Source organism: Cryobacterium sp. TMT2-15-1, from assembly GCF_004402345.1.
GTDB classification, from domain to species: domain Bacteria; phylum Actinomycetota; class Actinomycetes; order Actinomycetales; family Microbacteriaceae; genus Cryobacterium; species Cryobacterium sandaracinum.
Genome location: NZ_SOGD01000051.1, coordinates 1 through 22,804, shown reverse-complemented (window position 1 = coordinate 22,804; position 22,804 = coordinate 1). Strand labels below are relative to the sequence as shown.

At 64.2% G+C, this 22,804-nt stretch carries 20 protein-coding genes and 2 pseudogenes; 9 read left to right on the top strand and 13 right to left on the bottom strand.

Annotation, left to right across the window (positions count from 1 at the left end):
- The first annotated feature begins 63 nt into the window (after positions 1–63).
- Positions 64–690 (top strand): 6-phospho-3-hexuloisomerase, encoded by a 627-nt coding sequence (gene hxlB, locus E3O62_RS13700; protein WP_134398876.1) that lies wholly within the window; start codon positions 64–66, stop codon positions 688–690.
- 66 nt (positions 691–756) lie between these two features.
- Positions 757–1,380, top strand: coding sequence for a 3-hexulose-6-phosphate synthase (hxlA, locus tag E3O62_RS13695; RefSeq protein WP_134394317.1), 624 nt, complete (start codon positions 757–759; stop codon positions 1,378–1,380).
- A gap of 108 nt (positions 1,381–1,488) precedes the next feature.
- Here the strand turns inward: hxlA and E3O62_RS13690 are convergent, their stop codons facing one another.
- The 9 genes from E3O62_RS13690 to E3O62_RS13650 all read right to left on the bottom strand — a co-directional run bounded on the left by E3O62_RS13690 (position 1,489) and on the right by E3O62_RS13650 (position 12,795).
- A complete protein-coding gene (locus tag E3O62_RS13690; RefSeq protein ID WP_134394318.1) occupies positions 1,489–2,157 on the bottom strand; it encodes an HAD hydrolase-like protein in 669 nt (222 codons plus the stop codon).
- A gap of 86 nt (positions 2,158–2,243) precedes the next feature.
- Entirely contained in the window at positions 2,244–2,939 is a 696-nt protein-coding gene (gene nucS, locus E3O62_RS13685) for an endonuclease NucS (RefSeq protein WP_134398875.1), read from the bottom strand.
- A gap of 152 nt (positions 2,940–3,091) precedes the next feature.
- Positions 3,092–4,396: an MFS transporter gene (locus E3O62_RS13680; protein ID WP_241973503.1), complete on the bottom strand. Its 1,305-nt coding sequence runs from the start codon at positions 4,394–4,396 to the stop codon at positions 3,092–3,094.
- 496 nt (positions 4,397–4,892) lie between these two features.
- Positions 4,893–5,081: a hypothetical protein gene (locus E3O62_RS13675; RefSeq protein ID WP_134398874.1), complete on the bottom strand. Its 189-nt coding sequence runs from the start codon at positions 5,079–5,081 to the stop codon at positions 4,893–4,895.
- 386 nt (positions 5,082–5,467) lie between these two features.
- The gene (locus E3O62_RS13670; protein WP_134398873.1) at positions 5,468–7,411 is read right to left on the bottom strand and encodes a glycoside hydrolase family 2 protein; all 1,944 of its coding nucleotides are present in this window, start codon (positions 7,409–7,411) and stop codon (positions 5,468–5,470) included.
- Between the two features lie 16 nt (positions 7,412–7,427).
- A complete protein-coding gene (locus tag E3O62_RS13665) occupies positions 7,428–9,728 on the bottom strand; it encodes an alpha-galactosidase (RefSeq protein ID WP_134398872.1) in 2,301 nt (766 codons plus the stop codon).
- A 23-nt stretch (positions 9,729–9,751) separates the two neighbouring features.
- Positions 9,752–10,582: a carbohydrate ABC transporter permease gene (locus E3O62_RS13660; RefSeq protein ID WP_134398871.1), complete on the bottom strand. Its 831-nt coding sequence runs from the start codon at positions 10,580–10,582 to the stop codon at positions 9,752–9,754.
- Position 10,583: 1 nt separating this feature from the next.
- Positions 10,584–11,525: a carbohydrate ABC transporter permease gene (locus tag E3O62_RS13655; RefSeq protein WP_134398870.1), complete on the bottom strand. Its 942-nt coding sequence runs from the start codon at positions 11,523–11,525 to the stop codon at positions 10,584–10,586.
- A gap of 19 nt (positions 11,526–11,544) precedes the next feature.
- Positions 11,545–12,795 (bottom strand): ABC transporter substrate-binding protein, encoded by a 1,251-nt coding sequence (locus E3O62_RS13650; protein WP_166786492.1) that lies wholly within the window; start codon positions 12,793–12,795, stop codon positions 11,545–11,547.
- Positions 12,796–12,970: 175 nt separating this feature from the next.
- On the opposite strand from E3O62_RS13650, the gene E3O62_RS13645 reads away from it, so the two are divergent.
- The 3 genes from E3O62_RS13645 to E3O62_RS13635 all read left to right on the top strand — a co-directional run bounded on the left by E3O62_RS13645 (position 12,971) and on the right by E3O62_RS13635 (position 16,398).
- Positions 12,971–13,984, top strand: a complete 1,014-nt coding sequence (locus E3O62_RS13645) for a LacI family DNA-binding transcriptional regulator (protein ID WP_134398868.1) — start codon at positions 12,971–12,973, stop codon at positions 13,982–13,984.
- Between the two features lie 78 nt (positions 13,985–14,062).
- Positions 14,063–15,481 (top strand): glycoside hydrolase family 1 protein, encoded by a 1,419-nt coding sequence (locus tag E3O62_RS13640; protein ID WP_134398867.1) that lies wholly within the window; start codon positions 14,063–14,065, stop codon positions 15,479–15,481.
- Positions 15,482–15,597: 116 nt separating this feature from the next.
- A complete protein-coding gene (locus E3O62_RS13635; RefSeq protein WP_166786491.1) occupies positions 15,598–16,398 on the top strand; it encodes a helix-turn-helix domain-containing protein in 801 nt (266 codons plus the stop codon).
- A 53-nt stretch (positions 16,399–16,451) separates the two neighbouring features.
- Here the strand turns inward: E3O62_RS13635 and E3O62_RS13630 are convergent, their stop codons facing one another.
- Entirely contained in the window at positions 16,452–18,530 is a 2,079-nt protein-coding gene (locus E3O62_RS13630; RefSeq protein WP_166786490.1) for a discoidin domain-containing protein, read from the bottom strand.
- 363 nt (positions 18,531–18,893) lie between these two features.
- On the opposite strand from E3O62_RS13630, the pseudogene E3O62_RS17585 reads away from it, so the two are divergent.
- From E3O62_RS17585 to E3O62_RS13615, 4 genes and pseudogenes are all read left to right on the top strand, one after another.
- Positions 18,894–19,595, top strand: a pseudogene (locus tag E3O62_RS17585) (NAD(P)/FAD-dependent oxidoreductase); the annotation flags it as partial.
- A gap of 107 nt (positions 19,596–19,702) precedes the next feature.
- Positions 19,703–20,131 (top strand): oxidoreductase C-terminal domain-containing protein, encoded by a 429-nt coding sequence (locus E3O62_RS17200; protein ID WP_241973501.1) that lies wholly within the window; start codon positions 19,703–19,705, stop codon positions 20,129–20,131.
- A 98-nt stretch (positions 20,132–20,229) separates the two neighbouring features.
- Positions 20,230–20,772 (top strand): HD domain-containing protein, encoded by a 543-nt coding sequence (locus E3O62_RS13620; protein ID WP_134398864.1) that lies wholly within the window; start codon positions 20,230–20,232, stop codon positions 20,770–20,772.
- Positions 20,772–21,992, top strand: coding sequence for an aldehyde dehydrogenase family protein (locus E3O62_RS13615; RefSeq protein ID WP_134398863.1), 1,221 nt, complete (start codon positions 20,772–20,774; stop codon positions 21,990–21,992). The genes E3O62_RS13620 and E3O62_RS13615 overlap by 1 nt, the downstream gene beginning before the upstream one ends.
- On the opposite strand, the gene fdxA is transcribed toward E3O62_RS13615, so the two are convergent.
- The 3 genes and pseudogenes from fdxA to sufC all read right to left on the bottom strand — a co-directional run.
- On the bottom strand, positions 21,958–22,281 hold the full coding sequence (fdxA, locus tag E3O62_RS13610) for a ferredoxin (RefSeq protein WP_134394323.1): 324 nt from the start codon (positions 22,279–22,281) through the stop codon (positions 21,958–21,960). The two genes, E3O62_RS13615 and fdxA, sit on opposite strands and share 35 nt — an antisense overlap.
- A 45-nt stretch (positions 22,282–22,326) precedes the next feature.
- A complete protein-coding gene (locus E3O62_RS13605; protein ID WP_134394324.1) occupies positions 22,327–22,686 on the bottom strand; it encodes a metal-sulfur cluster assembly factor in 360 nt (119 codons plus the stop codon).
- Positions 22,683–22,804, bottom strand: a pseudogene (sufC, locus tag E3O62_RS17195) (Fe-S cluster assembly ATPase SufC); the annotation flags it as partial. The gene E3O62_RS13605 and the pseudogene sufC, both read right to left, overlap by 4 nt.

The following is a 22,804-nucleotide window of genomic DNA, read 5'->3' as shown; positions in this document are numbered from 1 at the left end:
CGGGTAGGTGCGCCGCCCGTTCGGTGGGCCTCCTGCCCGCCCAAAAGAGTGGATCATAAGGGGATGCCTTCTCGCACCGACACCCCCGTGACAGTGACCGAATCGCTCGCCGCCATCGCGGCCGAGAACGCCGGGATCGTGCGCCAGCTCCTGACGACGGCGACCACGAACAGCACGAACAGCACTGACGACACGGCCGGCCTCCCGACCCTCGACCAGGCCGCGGCCGCCCTGCGGGGAGCCCGGCGCGTGTTTGTGTTCGGCGCGGGCCGGTCCGGACTGGCTCTGCGCATGACCGCGATGCGGCTGATGCACCTCGGGCTCGACGTGCACGTGGTCGGCGAGGTCACCACCCCGGCGATCGCGGCCGGCGACGTGCTGCTGGTAGCGAGCGGGTCCGGCGCGACGGCCACCGTCGTGCGCGCGGCCGAAACCGCCGCGGCGTCCGGTGCCCGGCTGATCGCGATCACCACCGCACCGGACTCCCCGCTCGCCGCGTTGGCCGCGGTGACAGTGGTCGTGCCGGCCGCCCAGAAGCAGGACCATGACGAACTCCGGTCGCTGCAGTACTCGGGCGCGCTCTTCGAACAGACCGTCGTCGTGCTCGGCGATGCGATCTTCCACAGCCTGTGGAAGGCATCCGGGGCCACGGCCGACGAGCTGTGGCCGCGCCACGCCAACCTCGAATAACGCTTTTCACTCTTTCAGACCTATCAGGCCTCACCAGAACCTCACAGAACCGGGAAGAAGACCATCATGAAACTGCAAGTCGCCATGGACGTACTCACCACGGATGCGGCCCTCGAGCTGGCCGCGAAGGTTGCACCCTACGTGGACATCATCGAGCTCGGCACCCCGCTGATCAAGGCGGAGGGCCTGCGTGCCGTGACCGCCATCAAGGCCGCTCACCCCGACAAGACGGTCTTCGCCGACCTCAAAACAATGGATGCCGGTGAGCTCGAGGCCGACCTGGCGTTCACCGCCGGCGCCGACCTGGTGACTGTTCTCGGCACGGCCGGGGACAGTACCATCGTCGGGGCCGTCGCCGCGGCCACGAAGCACGGCAAAGGCGTCGTCGTCGACCTGATCGGCGTCGCCGACAAGGTGACGCGGGCCCGCGAAGTGACAAAGCTCGGCGCCGTCTTCGTCGAGATGCACGCCGGCCTGGACGAGCAGGCGGAGCCCGGCTTCTCGCTCTCGACTTTACTCAACCAGGGTGAGACCGCCCGGGTTCCGTTCTCCCTGGCCGGCGGCGTGAGCGTCGCCACCATTGCCTCCGTGCAGCGTGCCGGGGCCCGGGTCGCCGTCGCCGGCGGCGCCATCTACGGCGCCGAGGACCCGGCCGCCGCGGCGGCCGCCCTGCGCGGCGCCATCATCTAGCCGCCCCGGAGTCCGCGCGGGAGTCCCCGCGGGAGTCCGCGTGGATACGGAAAAAGCACCCTCGTTTCGAGACGGGGGTGCTTTTTCGCGAGGGCAGGGAGAGGGGTGTCAGCCGAGGAGCATCTTGCCGAGCGTGTCAGCGGAGTAGACGGTCGCGGTCGCCTCGGCGGCCTCGGACGGGGAGCCGTAGCCCCACTCCACGAGAATGGCCGGAACGCCGTGGGCGGCCGCACCTTCCGCGTCGTAGCGGCGGTCGCCGACCATGACGGGCTGGCTGAGGTCGGCACCGGCGGCGGCGAGGCGCTCGAGGGCCTCCGCCACGACGTCGGCCTTGGAACTGCGCGTCTCGTTGTCGGTGGAGCCCACGATGGCGGTGAAGTACTTTGCCAGGTCGAAGTGCTCGAGCACCGCGATCGCATTGTGCTGGGTTTTGCTGGTGGCCACGGCCATCGGGATCCTCGCCGCGTGGATGCGCTCGAGGAGCCCGGCGACGCCCGGGAAGATGGCGGTGTCCAGCAAATGCTTGCCTTGGTCGTCGGCGCGGTAGACGGCGACAGCCTCGGCGGCCTCCTCCGGTGTCATGCCGGCGTACTCGCGGAAAGCGGCCAGCAGAGGCGGCCCCACGTAGGCCAGAAGTTCCGCGTCGGCGGGAACCGGGTGGCCCAGGACGGCGAAGGTGCGGGCGAGGGCATTGGTAATGGCCGGGGCGGAATCGGTGATTGTTCCGTCAAGGTCAAAAAGTATGGCACTCCACGTGCGGGTCGATGTCGAAATCACAGGCTAATACTAGGGGTCGGGAGTCGATCTATCGCATGAATTCAAAGATCATGAGGACGATACGCTTTCACTCGGGCCGCCAGGCCCTAAAAGAGTTTCGATTGTGTGTCGTCGAGTCCGCGCATGGCGTCGTAGTCGAGAACGAGGCAACGGATGCCGCGGTCCTCGGCCAGCGTGCGCGCTTGCGGCTTGATGATCTGTGCAGCGAAAACCCCGATCACCGGTGCGAGATGCGGGTCGCGATTCATGAGTTCGAGGTAGCGCGTGAGCTGTTCCACCCCGTCAATGTCGCCGCGCCGTTTCAGCTCCACGGCGACGGATCCGCCCGTGGAGTCGCGCGCCAGGATGTCGACCGGGCCGATCGCCGTCATGTACTCCCGGCGCACCAGGATATGGCCGTCGCCGAGCAGGTGGATGTGCTCGGCCAGCAGCTTCTGCAGATGGGCCTCGACGCCGTCCTTGATCAGTCCGGGGTCGATGCCGAGCTCGTGGGCGGAGTCGTGCAGCACCTCGTAGATGCTGACGAAGAGCTGGTCGGCGGTCTTGGCGTGGGTGACCGTCCACACGGCCGTGACGCCGGCATCCGTCTGGTCGTCATCGGGCTCGGACAGCGCCAGGCTGCACGGCGGGCTCATCCAGTTGAGCGGCTTGTAGGAGCCGCCGTCGGAGTGCACGAGCACGCTGCCGTCCGACTTGATCATGAGCAGGCGGGTGGCCAGCGGCAGATGCGCGCTGAGTCTCCCCGCGTAGTCGACGGAACATTTCGCAATCACAAGGCGCACGGTTTGAGCCTAACCGCGCCGCGGCATACGTTCGCCCACCCTCGACGAACCTCCCGCGCCCCGGGTCCGAACCAATTCGACGGAGATTTTGCCGTTTCGGCTTGAAACAGCCCCAAGACCGGCCTCTAGCGCCAAAATCTCCGTCGAATTCGTTAGGCGGCGGGGGCGCTGGTGCGCTCGCGCGCGGCGGGGGCGGCCAGGCCCGCCAGAACCATCAGCGCCAGGATCAGGAACAGGGCGTTCAGGATGCCCCAGGCCTCCCCGAGCAGGCCGAGCACGGGCGGGCCCACGAGGAACGCGAAGTAGCCGATCATGGCGACGGCGCTCACTCGGGCGGCGGCGTTCTGCGTGTCGTCGGCGGCGGCCGACATGCCCACCGGGAAGCCGAGCGACGCGCCGAGACCCCAGAGCACCGTGCCGGTGTAGAGCAGCCCCTCGTTCGGCGCGAGGATGAACAACACCAGGCCCAGGATTCCCAGCGCGGCGCAGGCGCGCAGCACCGGTACCCGCCCGAACCGGTCCAGGATCGGCCCGCCGAACACTCGGCCGACGGTCATCGCCGTCACGAAGACGCCGAAGATGATGGCGCCCTCCGTGTTGCTCAGCCCGTGCCCGTCGACGGCGGCCAGGGCCAGCCAGTCGTTGGCCGAGCCCTCGGCGAAGGTCATGCCCAGCACGATCGTGCCGATCAGGAGGATCCTCGTGTCACCCCACGCGGACAGGCCGACGCGCAGGCGCTCCCGCCACGGCGGCGCAGGGCGCGGCCCGGCCTCCGCCGTTCCCGGCGTGACGCCCGGCTCCGCGCCCGACGCCGACGCCGTCGCCGGCTTGTCGCCGAGCTCCGCTCGCACCGGGATATGCCGCACCCCGGCGACGGCGGTGGCGAGCACGAGAAGCGAAACCCCGGCCAGGTGCCAGAACACCGGCAGCGAGGCGAAGGATGCCCCCGCGCCCGCCAGCGCGCCGACCACGGTGCCGAGGCTGAAGCAGGCGTGCATCAGCGGCATCAGCGTCTTGCCGATCGCCCGCTCGGCCGCCGCCCCCTCGACGTTCATCATGACGTCGACCGAGCCCATCCCGAAACCGACCAGGGCCAGCCCGGCGAAGACCAGCTCGGTGGACCCCAGCAGACTCGTGCCGACCCCGGCCGTGATGAGCCCGACCGAGGAGATCGCTACGCCGAGAACCACGGCGCGCCGGGCGCCGAGGCGGGCGAGCAGCCCGACCGCCGCCACCAGGCCGATCACCGACCCGGCCGAGAGACCGAAGATGACGATGCCCACCTGCGCGGTCGAGAGCTCGAGGCCGTCTCGCACGGCCGGGATGCGGGACATCCAGGTAGCCAGTGCGAGTCCGGAAATGAAGAAGAGTGCGAACACGGCGTTCCGCCAGGCGTGCAGCCCGGGGCGTGCGGTTGGGGTGGCGGAGGTTCCGACGTCGCGGGCGGTGTGGGTCACACCCTCCACGTTATCCGAAACGCAATCTGCCGCACGTCGGGGGACGTCAGGGAGCGACAGAACGGGGGGGGGGGGCCAAGCTGCCGATCCTGCTCGGCACGGCCGAGCGCATCCAGGCCGGAATAGCGCACCTCCCCCCTCGGCGCTGCAGCCCGCGGCCCGCGCCCGCAAACTAGCCCGGTGATCGACCCCCCGTCGCGATCTGAGTTCCATCCAGTGGGAAGCCCAGCGCGACTCCAAGGCGTTCGCGAGGGTCACGAGAGACAACGGGGTGCATCACAATGGCCGAAGAATCAGGAGTGGTGGAACACAGCCGGCGTCGACGACATCGCAACGGCTTACGAGACGGCCGACGTATGGCGCACCGTTAATGCCGACTTTGCGCGTACGTCGGATCGCATGCGCGAGGAACTACGCGGCCGATACGGCATCGAAACGAGTGCAACTCCAGACCCGCCGGAAAACCCAACCCGTCAAGGTAGACGTTCAATCGCCGTCAGAGTAGCGGTTCGGTGACTAGGTCTCCGGGCCGATCGGGATTTAGGTCACTGACCGGTTCACCGAACCGGGCGAAACCGTTGTGGATCCAGTCGTCCATGACCTCAGCCGACCAGTCGAATACGGTCAGATCATTACTCGGCTTGAAGGAGCTGCCGGCCGTGGACTTCCCCCAGCGGACATACATTGTGCCGTAGTCGCCGATGTACGACGAGGTCGACGATTTGAAGATGCCGAAGCTTATTCACGGGTCACGTCCTGCTGAGCGGTGGAGTTTTTTAACACCGTGCGGGTGCTGAGCACGCACTAGATCGGCTGAGTCAATTTCTTGCGGTTCGCTCACCAAATTTTATAGTGGTCGTATTTGCCGGTTGGGCGGTAGCTTGCCAGATACCGATGGAGCTAAGTGCCGGTGAACTATGTTGTTGGGTGGTTCATCCGGTGTTCAGAGCTGCAGGCAGCTTTCAGTGAGCCGGTCATGTCAACAGATCCCGGCGCGTACTTGATCGCAGTTCCCGCCATTTCCTCCTTGACCATCATTGACACGCCTGACGGGGAGCGACATTACTGGAATCATGGGGTGCGGCTCAATCCTTGGTCGTGCGGCGTGACACCGCCGACTGGGTGGTTGCGGTTTTGCGTCTGATCGCTTCGCGATGGCTCTGCCAGCGCATCCGTCACGGGGTCTGTGCGTTCGATCGCGGCCGTGCGCATTTGCGCTTGTCGGATGGCGCCGATGTCAAGCTTCTCCGATCGGTCGAAACGGTAGATGCCGTTCTGCTCCTGAAAGACGTCGGTGAGCTGCGTGTAGCAGTATCCGAACATTCCCGGGTCGTCGAGGAGCACACCGACGAGGCCGGCGAAACGCTGTTGGAACTCTGTCTCCGTCGCTGGTCGGGCGCCGTATCCCCAGGAGACCGAGTCATCTTGCGGTCGTACCGCCGGTGTATCCGGATCCCACCAGATCCCGCCGAACTCGGAACAGAAGTATGGCTGGCCGCGGTAGGGGATGGAGATGGGGCGGTGGCCGGCTTCGTCGGCGTTCGTGAACGGCTTATCGAGGTCGAGCGGGGCCATGAGGCGCGCGAAGTCGGCCGGATCCTGCGTGTAGTCGTGCGAGTCATACACATCGGATTCCGGAACGCGGTGCGAGTACCCGGATGCGTCGAGCACCGGTCGTGTGGGGTCGGCGAGCTTGGTCGCGAGGAACATGCCCCTCGTCACGTCGTCGAGCACCTGGATCCGGTCGTCGATCACGACCCGCGTCTCGTTCAAGGGGCACCAGCCGATGATTGACGGGTGGTTGTAATCGCGTTGCACCGCCTCGATCCACTGCGTGATGAAGGAGGCGTTGTGGGTGGGGTGCGGGTCGGGCAGATTCGCCCAGTCGCCGAACTCGCCCCAGACGAGGTAGCCCATGCGGTCGGCGTGATAGAGGAACCGCTCCTCGAACACCTTCTGGTGCAGCCGGGCACCGTTGAAACCGGCCGCCAGAGACAGTTGTATGTCGCGGACCATCGCGGCATCGTCGGGAGCTGTCATCAGCGTGTCCGGGTAATAGCCCTGGTCGAGCACCAGCCGCTGGAAGACGGGCCGGCCGTTGATCAAGATCCGCTTGCCGTCGATCGAGACGGAGCGCAGCCCGCTATAGGTCACAACGCGGTCGAGGATCGCTCCGCTGGAATCGGTCAGCTCGATGGCCAGATCATAGAGGTGTGGATCCTCCGGTGACCATAGCCGCGTGCGGTCGGCGGGAAGCTGGATCCGCACCGACGGCGCCAGGTCGAGATCGGCCCGGACCTCGCGGACGGCGATCTCGCCGTCCGCGTCGCAGATCGTCACGCGCACGACCGATCCCGGGAGGTTGCGGCTGAGGGGAACGACGATGTCGAAACTCGGCGATGCCAGCATGGGCGTGATCCTTGGCAGCAGGATGGCGACATCCGGCACTGCTTCCAGCCACACGGTCTGCCAGATCCCAGTCGTGCGGGTATAGGAGCAGCCACTGTTCTCGAACAGGGTGGACTGCTTCCCACGTGCCTGGACGGCGTCCCGACTGTCCCGCGCCTGCACCACGATGGAGATGGACTTTCCTGCGTGACCGTGCCCGAGGTTTGCGGTAAACGGAGTGAACCCGCCGCGATGGCGGACGACTTCCACGCCGTCGACCCACACGACCGCGTCATGGTCGACCGCCCCGAAGTGGAGCAGCACCCTCTTATCGCCCCATTCCGCGGGGATATCGGCCTCGCGGCGGTACCAGACCGCCGTCATGTAGTCGACGTGGCCGATGCCGCTCGCCTCGGATTCGGGGGCGAACGGAACCAGGATCGTTCCGGAGAGCGGCCGATCGACCAAACCACGCTCGACTCCGCTATCCCCCAGGTCCATCTCGAACTGCCACTCACCGTTGAGGTTCCGCCAGTCGTCACGAACCAGCTGCGGCCTCGGATGCTCCGGCTTCGGGATGCCGCCGCGCGGCACCGGTTCTGTCGGAATTGCTCTCAGAGTCGTCATTGAATCTCTTTCGGTTCTAAGGGGTTGATGGCTGGTTCAGGTGGGGAGCTTCGACGCGATCGAGGACGTAGATGACGACTTGGTCGGGGTGCAGCCGCGGTGCGGCGACACCAACGGTGTGGAGCATTTCACCGGATAGCGTCGCCCCGGCGAAACGAACCGATGTGAGCGGCTGGTCCCGCAGGCGCAGTTCGTCGATGTGCACACCGTTCGCGGTCGCCCGACCCCACCACCGAGGGGCCTGTAGTCCGGAGGGAGTTCGCCCGGGAAAGACTGGACGCACTCGATACCGGGCGGCCGGATCTAGTTCCCTGAACTTGAGCCGCACGGCTGGGTCAGGGTACGTGCTGTCGGTGCAGGCAGACGCGAAGATCGCTCTCGACTTTTCATTATTGATCACGCCGTGCACGAGGATGTCGTCGTGTGGGGTATCCATGCGAACCATGTCCCCACCGAGAAGCAGGCGCCGTTCCTGTTTATAGAACTCTACCCACGAGCGCAGCTCGTCGGTCTCTTGCACGGTCGCCTGTGCGAGATCCCATTCGATACCGAGGTGCCCGAAGATGGCCGTGCCCGCGCGGAAGGACAGGTCGTGCTGGCGGCCCGTCGTATAGGACCGTCCAGACGCGATGTGCGAGCCCATGAATTCCGGAGGCAGCAGCTGCGCAGTCCAGCGAAGCATCGCCTGTCGGTCGTGCGGGTCGATGTTGTCTGAAACCCACACCCTGTCAGCGTGTTCGAGCACGCCGAGGTCGACGCGAGCCCCGCCGGAGGAGCACGACTCGATCTCCAGACCCGGGTGGGCAGCGCGCAACTCTGCCAGTAGACGGTAGAACGCGAGGGTTTGCGCGTGCACCACCGGACGGCCGCCGTTGGTCTGGTCGCCCGCCTCCGTGAGGTCGCGATTGTGATCCCACTTGATGTAGTCGATCGGATACTCGGCCAGAATAGCCAGCATCCGGGCTTTGATGTGCTCGTATGCTTCTGGAAGGGCCAGGTTCAATACGTGCTGGTTACGAGACTCGATCGGTAGGCTCGTACGTGCGGCCATGATCCAGGCGGGATGCGCCCGGGCAAGTTCACTATCGAGATTAACCATTTCCGGCTCAAACCAGAGACCGAACTGCATGCCGAGCTGGCGGACCCGATTGATCAGAGGGTGCAGGCCGTCCGGCCATACATCAGCGGACACGGTCCAGTCGCCAAGTCCTGAAAAGTCGTCGCGCCTGCAGCCAAACCAGCCATCGTCGAGTACGTACCGCTCGACTCCCAATGTAGCGGCACGCTCCGCGAGGTCGAGCAGTTGGTCGAGATCCTGATGGAAGTACACCGCCTCCCACACGTTGAGCGTGACCGGTCGATCCGGGTCGACAAACGGCTCGCGCGCGCGCAGGTGGCGATGAAAACGCCGGGCGACCTGGTCGAGACCGTTCCCGAAGGATGCGTATACCCACGGAGTTTGGTAGCTCTCGCCAGAGGACAGCTTCACCTCGCCCGGCAGGAGCACCTCGCCGCCGCCTAAGACCTGTTCGCCGGTGGATACGCGTTCGGCATAGTGGCGGTGGTTGCCGCTCCAGGCAGTATGGATCGCCCACACTTCGCCATGGCCGAATCCGAATCCGGGAGTTCCGGCGTGCAGCACGTACGCGCTGTCGGCACCGGTGCGCCCCTTGCGCTGCTCGCGAAGGTGCACTCCTGTGGTCATAGTGGTGCGTTGGGGTACCCGCTCGTAATTGTGCACGCCCGTGAAGTCGAGAACTTCGGTGGCCTCGCCGGGGATAGGAAATGTCAGCGAGAGTTCATCGAGCGAGTACTTCTCCTCTCCAAGATTTTTGATCGTGCTTCGGGCACGAACCAGCCCACTTTGCTCGAGTTCAATTTCAAGCCTGAGTTGTAGCCGACCGGAGTCGTCTTGGGCATCAACACGGAGCAGCCCCTGTTCAGACTCAACAAATCCTGAGACCGGCACCCCGTTCAGGCTGACTGACTCGGAACGGAAGCGGGGAGACCAGCCAGTACCATCGAACGATCCGGTCAGCCCCGGGCGGCCGACCCACCCAGTGTGATGCTCGGGCAGGATCGCGGGGCGCGGCGGCTCTGAGACATTATTCGAGCCAATCACCGGAATGACCGCGCGGACGAGTACCGCAGCAACTTCGGCGTCAACCTCGGCTAGGGCTGCGCCCCAGTGCAGAATCGACGGTAACCGACCTTTGCTTATATCGACAAGAAGGCTCACCCTGCCCGCCGTCAGGTGGATAGTGGCATCCGGGCAGGTATCGACTTCGGTTTCAATTTGTGCGATTTCGTGTTCCATTGTTATTACGTCATCCATGTGAATCATTTCTCTGCTCCAGCGACCAACCCGCGCATGAAATAGCGCTGTAAAAATAGATAGGCGATAAGTATGGGCACCACTGAGATGAGTGCCGCAGCCGCGCCAGCGCCCCGGTTGCTTGCTTGTTGGGCGAAGAAGGCGGCGACTGCTGGAGCCACCGTCTGTTTAACCGGATCGGTCAGGATGTAGTTGGACATCGCGTAGTCGTTCCAAATCTGCACGCCCGTGAGAATAACGACGGTCGCAGTGACGGGCTTCAATAGCGGGAATATCACATGGAAGAACGTCTGGATCATATTCGCCCCGTCGATGCGCGCTGCTTCATCCAGTGATTCTGGGATGCTGCGCAGGAATGCTGTGTAGAGGAAGATGCTGAGTGGCAGGCCACCCGCGACCATCACGAGGATCTGGCCCCAGTAGGTATTCAATCCGCCAATCTGACTGAGAAGGCTGTACAGCGGAACCAGGATACTTAGCGGCGGAATCATAATGAGGCTGAGGATGCCGGCGGCGACGAACCCATTGAAACGGGTCAGCCTGCGCGCCAGAGGGTAGGCACTTGTCGCGCCGAGCACACACACCAACGTGGTCGATACAACAGTGATGAATGCCGTATTACTAATCGCCCGAAGAATGTTGCCGATCCGTAGCGCATCGCTGAAGTTCGACCACTCAATGCCATTGACGGTTGGCAGCAGTACGGACGATAGGTCGTCAGCGGGTTTCGTTGCGGTCGTGATCGCCATCCAAAATGGCACCAGCTGCGCCAGCGCGACCAGGGCAAGAAACAGAACGATAAACAATTTGGAACGGAAGGCGAGCTTTTCGTGCATGTCACAGCTCCAATTTGTTGCGATTGAGCCCGGCGTTAAGAGCAAGCGTGAGCGTAAGGATCAGCACGAAGAGCACTACTCCCATCGCGGACGCATACCCGGCCGCTTGATTGTTGAAGTAAGCGACGCTGATGTAGGTTGACACCGAGTTCGTGGCATAACCGGGGCCGCCACCCGTGAGGACCTTGATCATGTCGAAGAGCTTCAGCCCGCCGATCAGGTTGAGTACGATACTGGTTGCGAACGCGGGTTGAAGCAGCGGAAGCGTGATGTGTCGGAAATGCGCCCATCCGGATGCGCCGTCGAGGCTGGCGGCCTGTTTGATGTCTTCGGGGATGGACTGGAGGCCGGCCAGGTAAATGATCATGGAGATGCCCACGAACTGTGCGGAGTTGACGATCACGATGATTGCCACGGCGATGCCGGCATCGTCGAACCACGCCGTCTTCTCAACGCCGAATACAGCCCCAACTGTGTTCAACGCGCCATTGTTGTACTGGAAGAGGAAGTAGTACATCGTGCCCATAATGACGGGTGACACGAGCACAGGCAGATAGATGATGGCACGCAGCACAGCGCGACCTCGGACCGGTCGATCGAGCAGCACCGCGAGTCCAAGGCCGAGAACCTGTTGGATGAGGGTGCTGCCGACGCCGTAAACGAGGGTATTCAGCAATACGAGGTGGAACGTTGAATCGGTCAACATGCGTACGTAGTTGTCGACGCCGGTAAAGGCCTTCTCCGGGCTGTACCCATCCCAGCTGGTGAGAGACAGCTGGATACCCGACACCAGCGGGTACACCGTGAAAACGATCAGCACCAGGAGCGTTGGCACATAGAAAAGATTGATGCTCCGGCTCTGCACGCCGCCGCCGCGCCGGCGGGGCGACCGCAGTGCGGCCGTCCCGCCGGCGGTCTGGCCGAATCTTGATCGACTCGTCATGCGGGAGCCGCGCTCGGTGCTAGTCCTGACCGTAGACACTGTCGAACGCCGTCTTCATCTGAGTAGCGGCGTCTCCTGATGAAGACTGGCCGGTGATGATCGCATCCGAAGCAATGACCATGCTGTTCCACATCCCGTTAGGCAGGTGGACCCGGTCAAAGAATGGCACCACGGTCGTAGCTGCCTCGGTCACGTACTTGTTGTAGCTGGACTGCATAATCCCCAGGCTGGACTCAGCGTTGACGAGGCCCGGCCCATTGCCGATTGATTCCGCGATGGGCCCGAGCACTGAAGGCTGAGCCAGGTACGCCAGGAAGTCCAGAGCAATCTCTTTGTGTTCTCCAGTCTTCGAGACACCGTAAGCCATGCTCTCGCCGCCGACCAGGTACGGGTCCGACACCTCAGACGGCACCGGGAAGAATCCCAGCTGAACATCCGGGTTGAGCACCGTGGCGTTTTGGGCAAGACCGTTTCCCTGGAATGCGAATGCGGCTTCTCCCGTGGCTATCAGGCGGTTGACGTCGTCGCCCGTCGCGGAGCTGTAGTCCTTATTGAAATATCCGGCGGAACTCCATCCCGCTTGGCGCTCAAGCATTCCCGCATACACACCCGTATCGAACTTACCGTCTTGCAGGTCGGTGAGGTCTTTCTCGGAGTAGTAGCCGGGGGCCGCCCAGTCAGACAGGTTGCCGGCCGTCCAGTTGTCTTTACCCGACACGGCGATCGGAACGATGCCAGCTGCCAAGACGGCGTCGGCAGCCTGCTCGAACGCGTCCCAGGTCGTGATCGTCGATGCGTCGACGCCGGCTTTCTCCAGCGCCGGAACGCTGTAGACGATGCCGGACACGGCAACGTCAATCGGAAGTGCATAAAACTTACCCGCTTCGTCCCGCATCGCGGCGTCGAGCACCGGATTGAAATCACTCGCCCACGACTCATCGGAGAGCGGGACGAGAAACGGGCTGTACCGGTCGAGAGACCAGCCGTGCGTATTGAATACGTCCGGCGCGTTATTGGCTGCCAGTCGCACCTTGAGGTCCCCCTCGAAAGACCCGCCCCCTGGCACCAGGCGAATCTTCACCCCGGGATTATCTTTCTCGAACGCATCTGCGGCTGACTCAAGTGCGCTGTGCTGCGCGCTCCCGACGGCGGAACCGGTCAGAACCTCGATCTCGGCGGCTTCGTTTCCTTCAGCGCCACTGCACGCCGTCAGGCCGGCGATGGTAATCGCGACCGTCGCTACTGCGGCAGACATCTTCGTCCACTTCATCAAACTCTCCTTTGAATTGCTGCAGCTAGCCAAAGTGCTCTCCGCAAGTAAGGTAATGTTACACGAGTAACGAACAACTGTGCAAACAGTTGTGGTCATCCTTACCCGCCAGTTGCGCGGGCCGCCCTACACTCGGTTACAGCAGTAACAAAGACGGGCTCAAATGGAGTGAACTATGGCTAAACAATCTGTCACCCGAAGCGACGTCGCCAAATACGCGGGCGTGAGTACGGCGGTCGTCAGCTATGTCATCAATGGACTTCCCGGGAGGGTCGCCCCCGCGACAGCAAAACGCGTTCGCGAAGCCATCGATACTCTCCAATATCAACCCAACTACACTGCGAGGGCTTTGAAGCTCGGTATATCCCAACTGATCGGTATCGTCGTCCCGGACACCTCCAACCCTCACTTCGTCGAACTGGCCTCCGCAATCGAGCGTGCGGCGAGCGCCCACGGGTACGACCTCATCATTACTAACTCCCGCTCGGACCCTGCGCGTGAAGTGCGCAACACCGAAAGTCTCGTTAGCCGGGGTGTGGAGGCGATCATAACGCTGAGCCTCCTCGCCGATGAGGAGCTGGCTTCCCAGCGTGTCAACGGCATTCCGCGCGTTTTCATCGACCAGTCCACAGTCGTGCACGGCGTCGCGACGATCAGCACGGCCTTCCGCGACGGCGCAAAGCTCGGCGTACGGCATTTGGTCGAACATGGCCACCACAACATCGGAATGCTGGTCGGTGGCCGGCGCGGCAGCCGCTCACTCGACGCCAGACAACTCGGCTGGCAGGACGCCCTGCGTGAGGCCAACCTTGAACTCGGCCCAATCGAGTTGACGGACTACTCGCGCCGCGGCGGCTACGAAGCAACACAACGGCTTCTCCAACGCACACCCCGCCCCACCGCAATCTTCGCCAGCTCCGACCTCGAAGCGATCGGCGCTCTCCTCGCGATACACGAGAACGGGTTATCCGTTCCCCGAGATATGGCCGTGGTGTCTTTCGACGGCACGATCGAGACTGAATTCAGCTGGCCCCCACTCACCACTGTTCGCCAGCCCACCGAAGAACTCGCCAAGGCTGCAGTTGCGGCCGCACTCGATCCCGCCTCGCGCAACGTTGGGCAAAGCTTGTTTCCAGCAAAGCTTGTAGTCCGTTCGTCCTGCGGGTGCTTGGTAGATCAAGTGCCGTAAGTGCCGGCCAATCTAACTTTCGACAGCCTCCAAATTCATACGTACCGCAGGACCACCACCCAAGGAGCAGTCCCCGTCATGACGACCTCATTCCCTCCCACGTTCATTTGGGGTTCGGCCACCGCTGCCGCCCAGATCGAAGGTGCTGCATTCGAAGACGGTAAAGAAGCATCTATCTGGGACACCTTCGCCCGGGCGCCGCACGCCGTACTCAACGGCGATACACTCGACACCGCCGTCGACCATTACCACCGGATGCCGGCCGACGTTGCACTGATGAAAGAGCTGGGCCTACAGGCCTACCGGTTCTCCACTAGTTGGGCGCGCATCCGTCCCGCCGACCGCGACGTGAACCCGGTCGGACTGGACTTCTATTCTCGGCTCGTTGACGAACTGCTCGGGGCCGACATTCTGCCGTGGCTGACGCTCTACCACTGGGATCTTCCGCAGGCTGTAGAGGATAAGGGAGGGTGGACGAACCGCGACACCGCGTACCGTTTTCGCGACTACGCCGAGATTGTCCATCAGGCGCTGGGCGACCGGGTGCGACACTGGACAACTTTCAATGAGCCCTTCTGCTCGTCGCTTCTCGGATATGCGGCAGGCGTGCACGCGCCTGGTCGTCAGGAGCCGGCTGCCGCCATCGCCGCGGTGCACCACCAGCACCTTGCTCACGGTCTCGCCGTCCAGCGCCTCCGCGAGTTGGGCGCCGAGAACCTCGGCATCACGCTCAACCTCACCAACTCGATTCCACTCGATGCATCCGATTTGAGCGACCGTGAGGCGGCGCGGCGCTTCGACGGGCTGCAGAACCGGATGTTTCTCGACCCGATCGTGCGCGGCGAATACCCAGCTGACGTCCGGAAGGATCTCGCTGAGTTCGGCCTCGATGAGGTAAGTGAGACCGGACTCGTGCGCCCCGACGATCTTCAGATCATCTCGCAGCCGATCGAATTCCTGGGGGTAAACCACTACCACGATGACGTTGTGAGCGGTCATCCGCTTGATGGGACGAACGACCCGCTCTTCGTCGACACCGCCGGCCAGCCGCTTGGCTCGCCGTTCGTGGGCTCGGAATACATCACCTTCCCGTTACGCGACCTTCCCCGCACGGCGATGGGCTGGGAGGTGAATCCCAAGGGACTCCGCACGCTACTTGTGCGGCTCGGCGAGGAGTACCCCAACCTGCCGCCCCTCTACGTCACGGAGAACGGTGCCGCCTACGACGACGTCGTTTCGCTGGACGGGGCTATCCACGACGAGCAGCGCACGAAATACGTGCTCGATCACATTCAAGCGGTTTCCGATGCCATTGCCGACGGTGCCGACGTGCGCGGCTACTTTGTATGGTCGCTTATGGACAATTTCGAGTGGGCCCTGGGGTATGGCAGGCGTTTCGGCATTGTCAGGGTTGACTATCAGACACTCGAGCGCACACCGAAAGACAGTTCGATTGCCTATCGGGCTGTTATCCGGGGCGCCCGCCCACGTAGCTGATGGGCATGGCTCACACCGCGCCCGTCCCGGGCCCGTCGATAGTCAGTTCGAAGGATACGACATCGACCCGGCATGATGAGTTCGGCTTGGAATGCTGGCATGGAAAGCCACGACCCATGCCTGTTGCACACCGTCACGAGCACCTGGAAGTGAACCTGCCCACCGGCGGCGCTATCAGCTATCTGCTTGGCGGACGGAGATTCGATGTCCCCGCCGGTACCATGGCAATCTTCTGGGCGAGTATCCCGCACCAGCTCATCAACGCGGAGCCGAATACGACTATGCACTGGCTGCATCTGCCAATCGGTACAGCGCTAGCCTGGCGGCTCCCCACTCCCGTCGTGAAACTTCTGCTCAACGGCCGCCCTGTCCTGGTGGGTGAACAGCTCGATGGCAGCCTCGCCCTGGCCGAGCATGGGGGCCGCGAGAGCCGGATGTTCCACCAGTGGGCGACGGACGTTCACGACGTTGAGCTGAGGGCGATCGCCGTCCTCGAGATGGAAGCGATGATGCGGCGGCTTGCTCACCGCGAAGCCATTGCAGCTCATTCAGGTTTGGCGGCAGCATCAGGATCCACCGGCGCAGACCACATCTCTGTCTCGCGTGCGACCCTGATGGCACAATACGTTGCGGATAACTCCCGGGACCCCATCACCGTCGACGATGTCGCGCGTGCGCTGCATCTGAGTCCGAATTACGCGATGACATTATTCCGTCGGGTGATCGGGCAGACGATCGGGGCGTATCTGACCGCGTGCCGAATCGCGGAGGCCCAGCGCCTGCTGCTGACCACCAACGCGCCGGTCTCGGAGGTCGCGGCCTTATCAGGCTTCGGATCCACCAGTCGCTTCTACGCCAGCTTCACTGAGGCGTGCGAGGTATCCCCAGGCAGCTACCGCCGCTACTACCGTGGGTAGAACACGGCAAGCTCGGGTGCCCCGCCAGAATCAGTGGCACCCGAGCCTGTGTGTCAGGGAATGGTGACGCGTACTCGGTAGATGGCGAGCTGACTGTATAAGGTCTCCATTCCGATCAGTCCGGCCCTGGTTGCAGTCGGTGTCGCCTCGATCAGGACAGTGGATAGGCCGCCGCTGGTCCCGGTAACCGTCGTACGTCCGTCGGCGGCGACCGCGATCGTGATTTCGGTCGATGCGCCGATTGAATACGGTGCCGTAGCGGTGGCGATTACGGTGTCCCCGCCCGGGGTGCGCTCCAGCAACTCCACGCTGCCCGAGGCCCCTCCACCGATTTGTACTGCATACTCGGACCCATCCGCGGCGGCGGCAAAGAAGATGCGCGCTTTGTTGCTGTTGTCGCCGGCGATGGTGCTCACCTCGGCATGCAGGGCATAGGGGTTGCCGGCACCACCGAATTCATGACCGGTAAGCACAGCCCGTGCGTCACCCCCGAAGTTGAGCAACTCGAGCCGCCCACTGGCGATGGTGCCGCTAGCCCCGGTGTCCCAGCCTGGGGCGGCGCCGTCGAAACTTTCGTCATAGGCCGCCGGCTCCGGTTCGGGGGTTGGGGTCGGTGTTGGCAGGGGGGCTGGCGTTCCGAACGATATACCGGGGGCATTGAACAGTTCAAACTCACCGATCGACCAAGATTGGTGAGCAGGGTCGATACCAGAACCGTTACTAAACACACGAACAAACCGTTTGTGCTGCACCGGGAAGGTGATCACGCTCGTCCGGGCTCCGGACCCGTGCGTGATCGTGGTCCACGCCGAGCCGTCGTCGGAAACCTGAACGTCATAGTCCTGCGCGTACCCAAAGGCAAAAGCGTCGGAGTTCAGACTGACGCGGTTGAAGTCTCGCGGCTTGAGCAGATCGAGTGCGAACCATTGGCCATTTGCCAGCGGAACACCGGCGCTCCACCCCGACGACTCACGGCCGTCGTTTGCACGTTGCGCGGAAAGCGATCCGTCCGACGCACTTGCCCGCGCGTCCTTCAGCTTCAGGGCCTTCGCTGCTTTGGTTGTCGGCTTAGCGAGTTCGGCTACGGGCGCAACCCGCGGTTCTCCGCCACCACCGATGTGCTCCGCGTCGCTATTGGTAATCACGTTCAATGCGGCAAAGATCCGAGTGACATCGGCCGTCCAAGCAGGGTCAGTGATGTCCACCTCAGATTCTGCACGCGAGTCGATACCGATCTGCGCGGTGGACCACGCGGTGTCGTCAACGATGTATCCGCCGAAGTCTTTTAACGCCTGGAAGATCTTCTTCGCCGCTGGATTGGTGATGTTTAGCGACGCCGCGGTCGTAGACGGTGGAATGGCCAGCAGGGCACCCATCTGCATCTGCGGATCTGGTGATGATGAGCAGGGATCCTGCGTGCAGTACCCGTTAACGCGGTCGGGGGCGACATAATCATGACGATCCGCCGGCCACCGGAATCCCGGCGTTGAATCTGCCGCGTCATAAGTCAAGTATTTCGCGCCCCACAACTCGAGTTGCAATGCATGCCGGATCGGAGCCGGTCCGGCAATCTCGCCGACACCGATCTGGCCTCCGATGCTCGACAGCCCGGAGCCGAAGTGACTGCCGTACGTACCATCATCGTAAAGGTCGCTCTCAGTCGCCCGGTAGCCGTGGGGATTCGAGCCTGCCCGGCACCTCGCACCAGGTTGCAATTGGGCGATCGTCCGCCCATCAGGATAGACAACGGCAGTTGCATTGTTCGGGGTACTGAACTGCGGCGAAAGGGTCGCATCCCCCAACATGAAATCAGTCGGGAAAAGAATAGGGCCGAAATCGGAGGTTCCCGAACACCGGCCACCGAAAGTCACGCCGCTCGATGTGTACGAAGGTCCATCTGGGCTTCCGAGAGCGTACGTGTCGTAATCGGTGCCGGTCGCCACGACGTAGTTCGGATCCAGCGTTACCCGCGGCTCGACCTGCAGGTATGTCGGCTGGTAATTGGCGTCTGAACCAAGCGGGGTATTCCATATGGATGACGACGCGAAGGGTTGAACAAGCGGATCACGACCACGGTCAGCAGCGGTGGTGGGGGAGGCTACGAGCAAACTCGCCACAACAACCGCTCCCATAGCGGCCGCCCCAAGGGCGGCGGTACGGCGACGGACGAACGGGGTTCTTTCGGGCATCATTGCTCCTCAGACTGCTCAACGTGCGCTGTTGAAGCGCCTCATATCGATCATCGACGCCCCCGTCATATTGCGCCTCCTGCCACCTTCGCAGAACTTCTGACATACTCCGCCTGTGTTTCAACACATTGTGCGGACGCCCACTCCCCGGTGGCATAACTTCGACCACCGGACTATCGAATCCAGTTGTCGGCTCGAGTCCTTGACTTTTGCCGGGTCGTGCGCGGCCATTATGGATGCGACGACGGGGTTGGCACCGGATGTCCTGAAACGCAATAGTCATCCTCCGCGGTCACGTCGTGGTCGTTGTATCCGTCAGGCATTCTTGACCTCCTCATTGAGCTGGGCGACACCGGACCGATCACCCTGGTCGGCGAGGAACCGCATGCGCCCTACCAGCGGCCGCCGCTGTCGAAAGCGTTCCTCAAGGGAGCGGCCACCGCGGACTCCCTCGCATTCCGTATCCACGACTTCTACCAGACCCACCGGATCGAGCTCGTCACCCGGGAACGCATCGTGAAGTCAACCCGCGATGCGCGGGGTGGGGTGGCTGTGGCCGAATCCGGGCGCACCTTCCCCTTCGCCCGCCTTGCCCTCACCGGCGGCGCGATGCCGCGCACGATCCCGTTCGAGGGCTCCGAACTGGAGGGGGTGCACTACCTGCGGAATGCGACGGAGGCCGCGATACTCGAGCAGCAGCGGCAGGCGCGGAACGTCGTTGTGATCGGCGGCGGGTTCATCGGGCTCGAGGTGGCAGTCGGGGCCCGGGCCTCCGGCAAGAACGTCACCGTGCTGGAAGCCGCCCCGCGGCTGATCGGCCGGGCCGTCTCCGAACAAACCAGCGCGTTCTACCTCCAGGCGCACCGCCGACGCGGCCTGAGCGTCGTGCTGAACGCGACCGGGGTGCGCCTCCGCGGCGAACACGATCGGGTGATTGGCTTGGAACTCGGCGACGGCAGCGTCGTTCCGGCCGACGTGGTGCTGGTCGGGGTCGGCGTCATCCCGCGCACCGATCTCGCCGAGCAGCTTGGCCTCCTGGTCGACAATGGCATCGTCGTGGACACCCGCGCGCTCGCCAGCGACGGGTCACCGTGGCGGCCGGCGACTGCGCCAACATGCCCAACCCCTCCATCGTCGACTTCGGCAACGGCCGGCTGCGGCTCGAGAGCGTGCAGAACGCCGTCGAGCAGGCCAAGGCCGCCGCCGCCACCCTGCTGGGCATCCCCGCCGAGCACAAGACGGTGCCGTGGTTCTGGTCCGACCAGGCCGATCTGGAACTGCAGATCGCCGGGCTCTCCGGCGGCCATGAACGGGTCGTGCTGCGCGGCGACCCCGGCTCAGAGAAGTTCTCCGTGCTCTACTACCGCGGCGGCACGCTGATCGCCGCGGACTGCATCAACAACCCGCTCGACTTCATGGCCGTGTGGGACGCCCTGCACAAGGGCCAGCCCGTTCCGGCCGATGCCGCCTCCGATACCTCCTTCCCCCTCAAAAAGCTCGCCACCGGTGCCCCGGCGCTCTCCGAGAAAGTGACAACGCCATGATCCTGTAGACCGAACACCCGATCGACACCTCCCGGATCAGCGTCACCGACACCTCCCCGACCGACCTCGACCTGCTCTGGCGGGCCGTCGCACGGGAGATGCGCACGCGCGGCAACGACATCCACATCCCGATGTCGTTCGCCTTCGCCGAGCGCCGCTGCGACGCCTACCCGGAGGCCGATTCCCTGGTGGCGCGGGTCGCCATCCTGCTGCACGACACCGGCTGGGCCTGCGTCGACGAGATCAAGATCATCTCGGAGGGCTTCGGCACGAACTGGCGCCAGGTGCAGATCCGGTTCGAACACGAGATCACGGGCTGCGAGATCGCCCGCGAGGTGCTGCCCGGCCTCGGCTACGACGACGCGTTCATCACCCGGGTGACCGACATCATCGATGGGCACGACACCCGCCCGGTGTCGCACTCGATCGAAGACTCGCTGGTGCGGGACGCCGACCGGCTCTGGCGCTTCACCCCGGCCGGCATCGCCCTGGCCTCGAGCTGGTTCGTCCAGACGCCGTCGTTCTACTGCCGCCGGCTGCGCGCGGAGATCCTGCCGGAGCTGATCACCGCCGCCGGGCTCGAGATGGTGACGGTCGAACTCGACCGGGCCGAGGCGCTGCTCAAGGTTTCGGTGCTCTGATGGAGACGGCGTTCGCGACCGTTCCGTACACCCACACGGACGACCTGTTCATCGACGGCGCGGCCCGCCGGGCCTTCACCGGTAGCGGCTGGCGCGACCTGGCCCCCTCCGAACGAGCGGTCTACCTGAGGCGGCTGGCCGACGAGGTCGAGAAGCGCAGCGAGGCGATCTCGCACACCCACACCTGGGAGAACGGGTCGCCGGTATACGAGACCGGCCGTGCCGCCTCGAATGCGGCCGCCATCTTCCGCTACTTCGCCACCCTCGCGCCACACCTGGAGGCGCACGATGTGCGCCCGTTCCCCGACGGCTCCGCCGAGACCGTGGTGCGCCAGGACCCGGTCGGGGTCTGTGCCCTGATCGCGCCGTGGAACTTCCAGCCGGCGTCGCCGACCCCCCTCTCGATCCGCCAGATCGCGGATGCCGTCGTCGCCGCCGGTATTCCGGCGGGCGTGGTCAACGTTGTCACCGGTAACAGCGCCGTCGGGGACGCCCTCGTGCGGCACCCGGGCATCGACAAGGTGGCGTTCACCGGGGCCACCCCGGTGGGCCGTTCGATCGGTGCGGCCTGCGGCGAGCTGTTGCGCCCGGCAGCCCTGGGGCTCGGCGGCAAGTCGTCGGCCCTGGTGCTGCCCGACGCCGACCTGGCACAGATGGCGAAAGTGCTGATCCGCACCTGCATGCGCAACACGGGGCAGACCTGTTGCGTCTCGACCCGTATCCTCGCCCCGCGGGGCCGCTACGACGACTTGGTGGACATGGTCACTGCCACCATCGCGGCCGCGCCCCAAGGTGACCCGATGGATCCGGCGACCGTGTTCGGGCCGAGCGCGACCGCCGCGCAGCGGGACACGGTGCGCGGCTTTATCCGGTCGGGCCTGGCGGAGGGTGCCCGCGCCACGCCCGGCGGCGACGTGCCCAGCGGGTTCGACCGGGGCTTCTACGTCACGCCGACCGTGTTCGCCGACGTGACGCCCGGCATGCGGATCGCCCGGGAGGAGATCTTCGGGTCGGTGCTGTCGATTTTGCGCTACGACAGCGTCGAGGAGGCCGTCGGGATCGCCAACAACACGGCCTTCGGCCTCGGAGGAACGGTCTTCTCCGCAGACGAGGATGCCGCCCCGTTCGCGGGGCGGCATGGCTCAGGGCTCGGCGTCGAATTCGGCCTGGAGGAGCGCGGCAGGGTCAGAGCCGCACTTGCGGGGGCAGGGCGGCGATGAGAGGGTGGTCCTTCTGGAACACGCCGGACTTCGCGGCCCCGCCGGGCGAGCCGATGTCGTCGAAGAACTCGACATTGGCCTTGTAGTAGTCGGCCCACTTCTCGGGCAGGTCGTCCTCGTAGTAGATGGCCTCGACCGGGCAAACGGGTTCGCAGGCGCCGCAGTCGATGCACTCGTCGGGGTGGATATAGAGGGAGCGGTCCCCCTCGTAGATGCAGTCGACCGGGCACTCGTCTACGCAGGCGCGGTCCTTCACGTCGACGCAGGGCAGGGCGATCACATAGGTCATCGGCGCACCTCGGTCAGAGGAAGCCGATGGGTGGCAACGGGCTGGTTAGACGTTGAATCCAAGGGCGCTCATCATCTCCCGGCCGTCGTCGGTGATCTTGTCGATGCCCCACGGCGGCATCCAGACCCAGTTGATGCGGAACTGGTCGACGATGCCGTCCAGGTTGACGCCGATCTCCTGCTCGAGCATCTCGGTCAGCGGGCAGCCGGCCGAGGTCAGGGTCATGTGGATGATCAGGGCGTCGTTCTCATCGTCCCAGCCCAGGTCGTAGATCAGGCCGAGGTCGACGATGTTGATGCCGAGTTCCGGGTCGATCACATCCTTGAGGGCCTCCTGGATGGCATCGAACCGCGCCGCGCCCAGGGTCGATTCCGCCGGTTGCAGTGCAGTTGTCCCGAGGCTCATCGGGCGACCACGGCGCTCTGGAAGCGATCGTAGCCCTCGTCTTCGAGGCGGTCGGCGAGTTCGGGGCCGCCCTGTTCGGCGATGCGGCCGTCGACGAAGACGTGCACGAAGTCCGGCT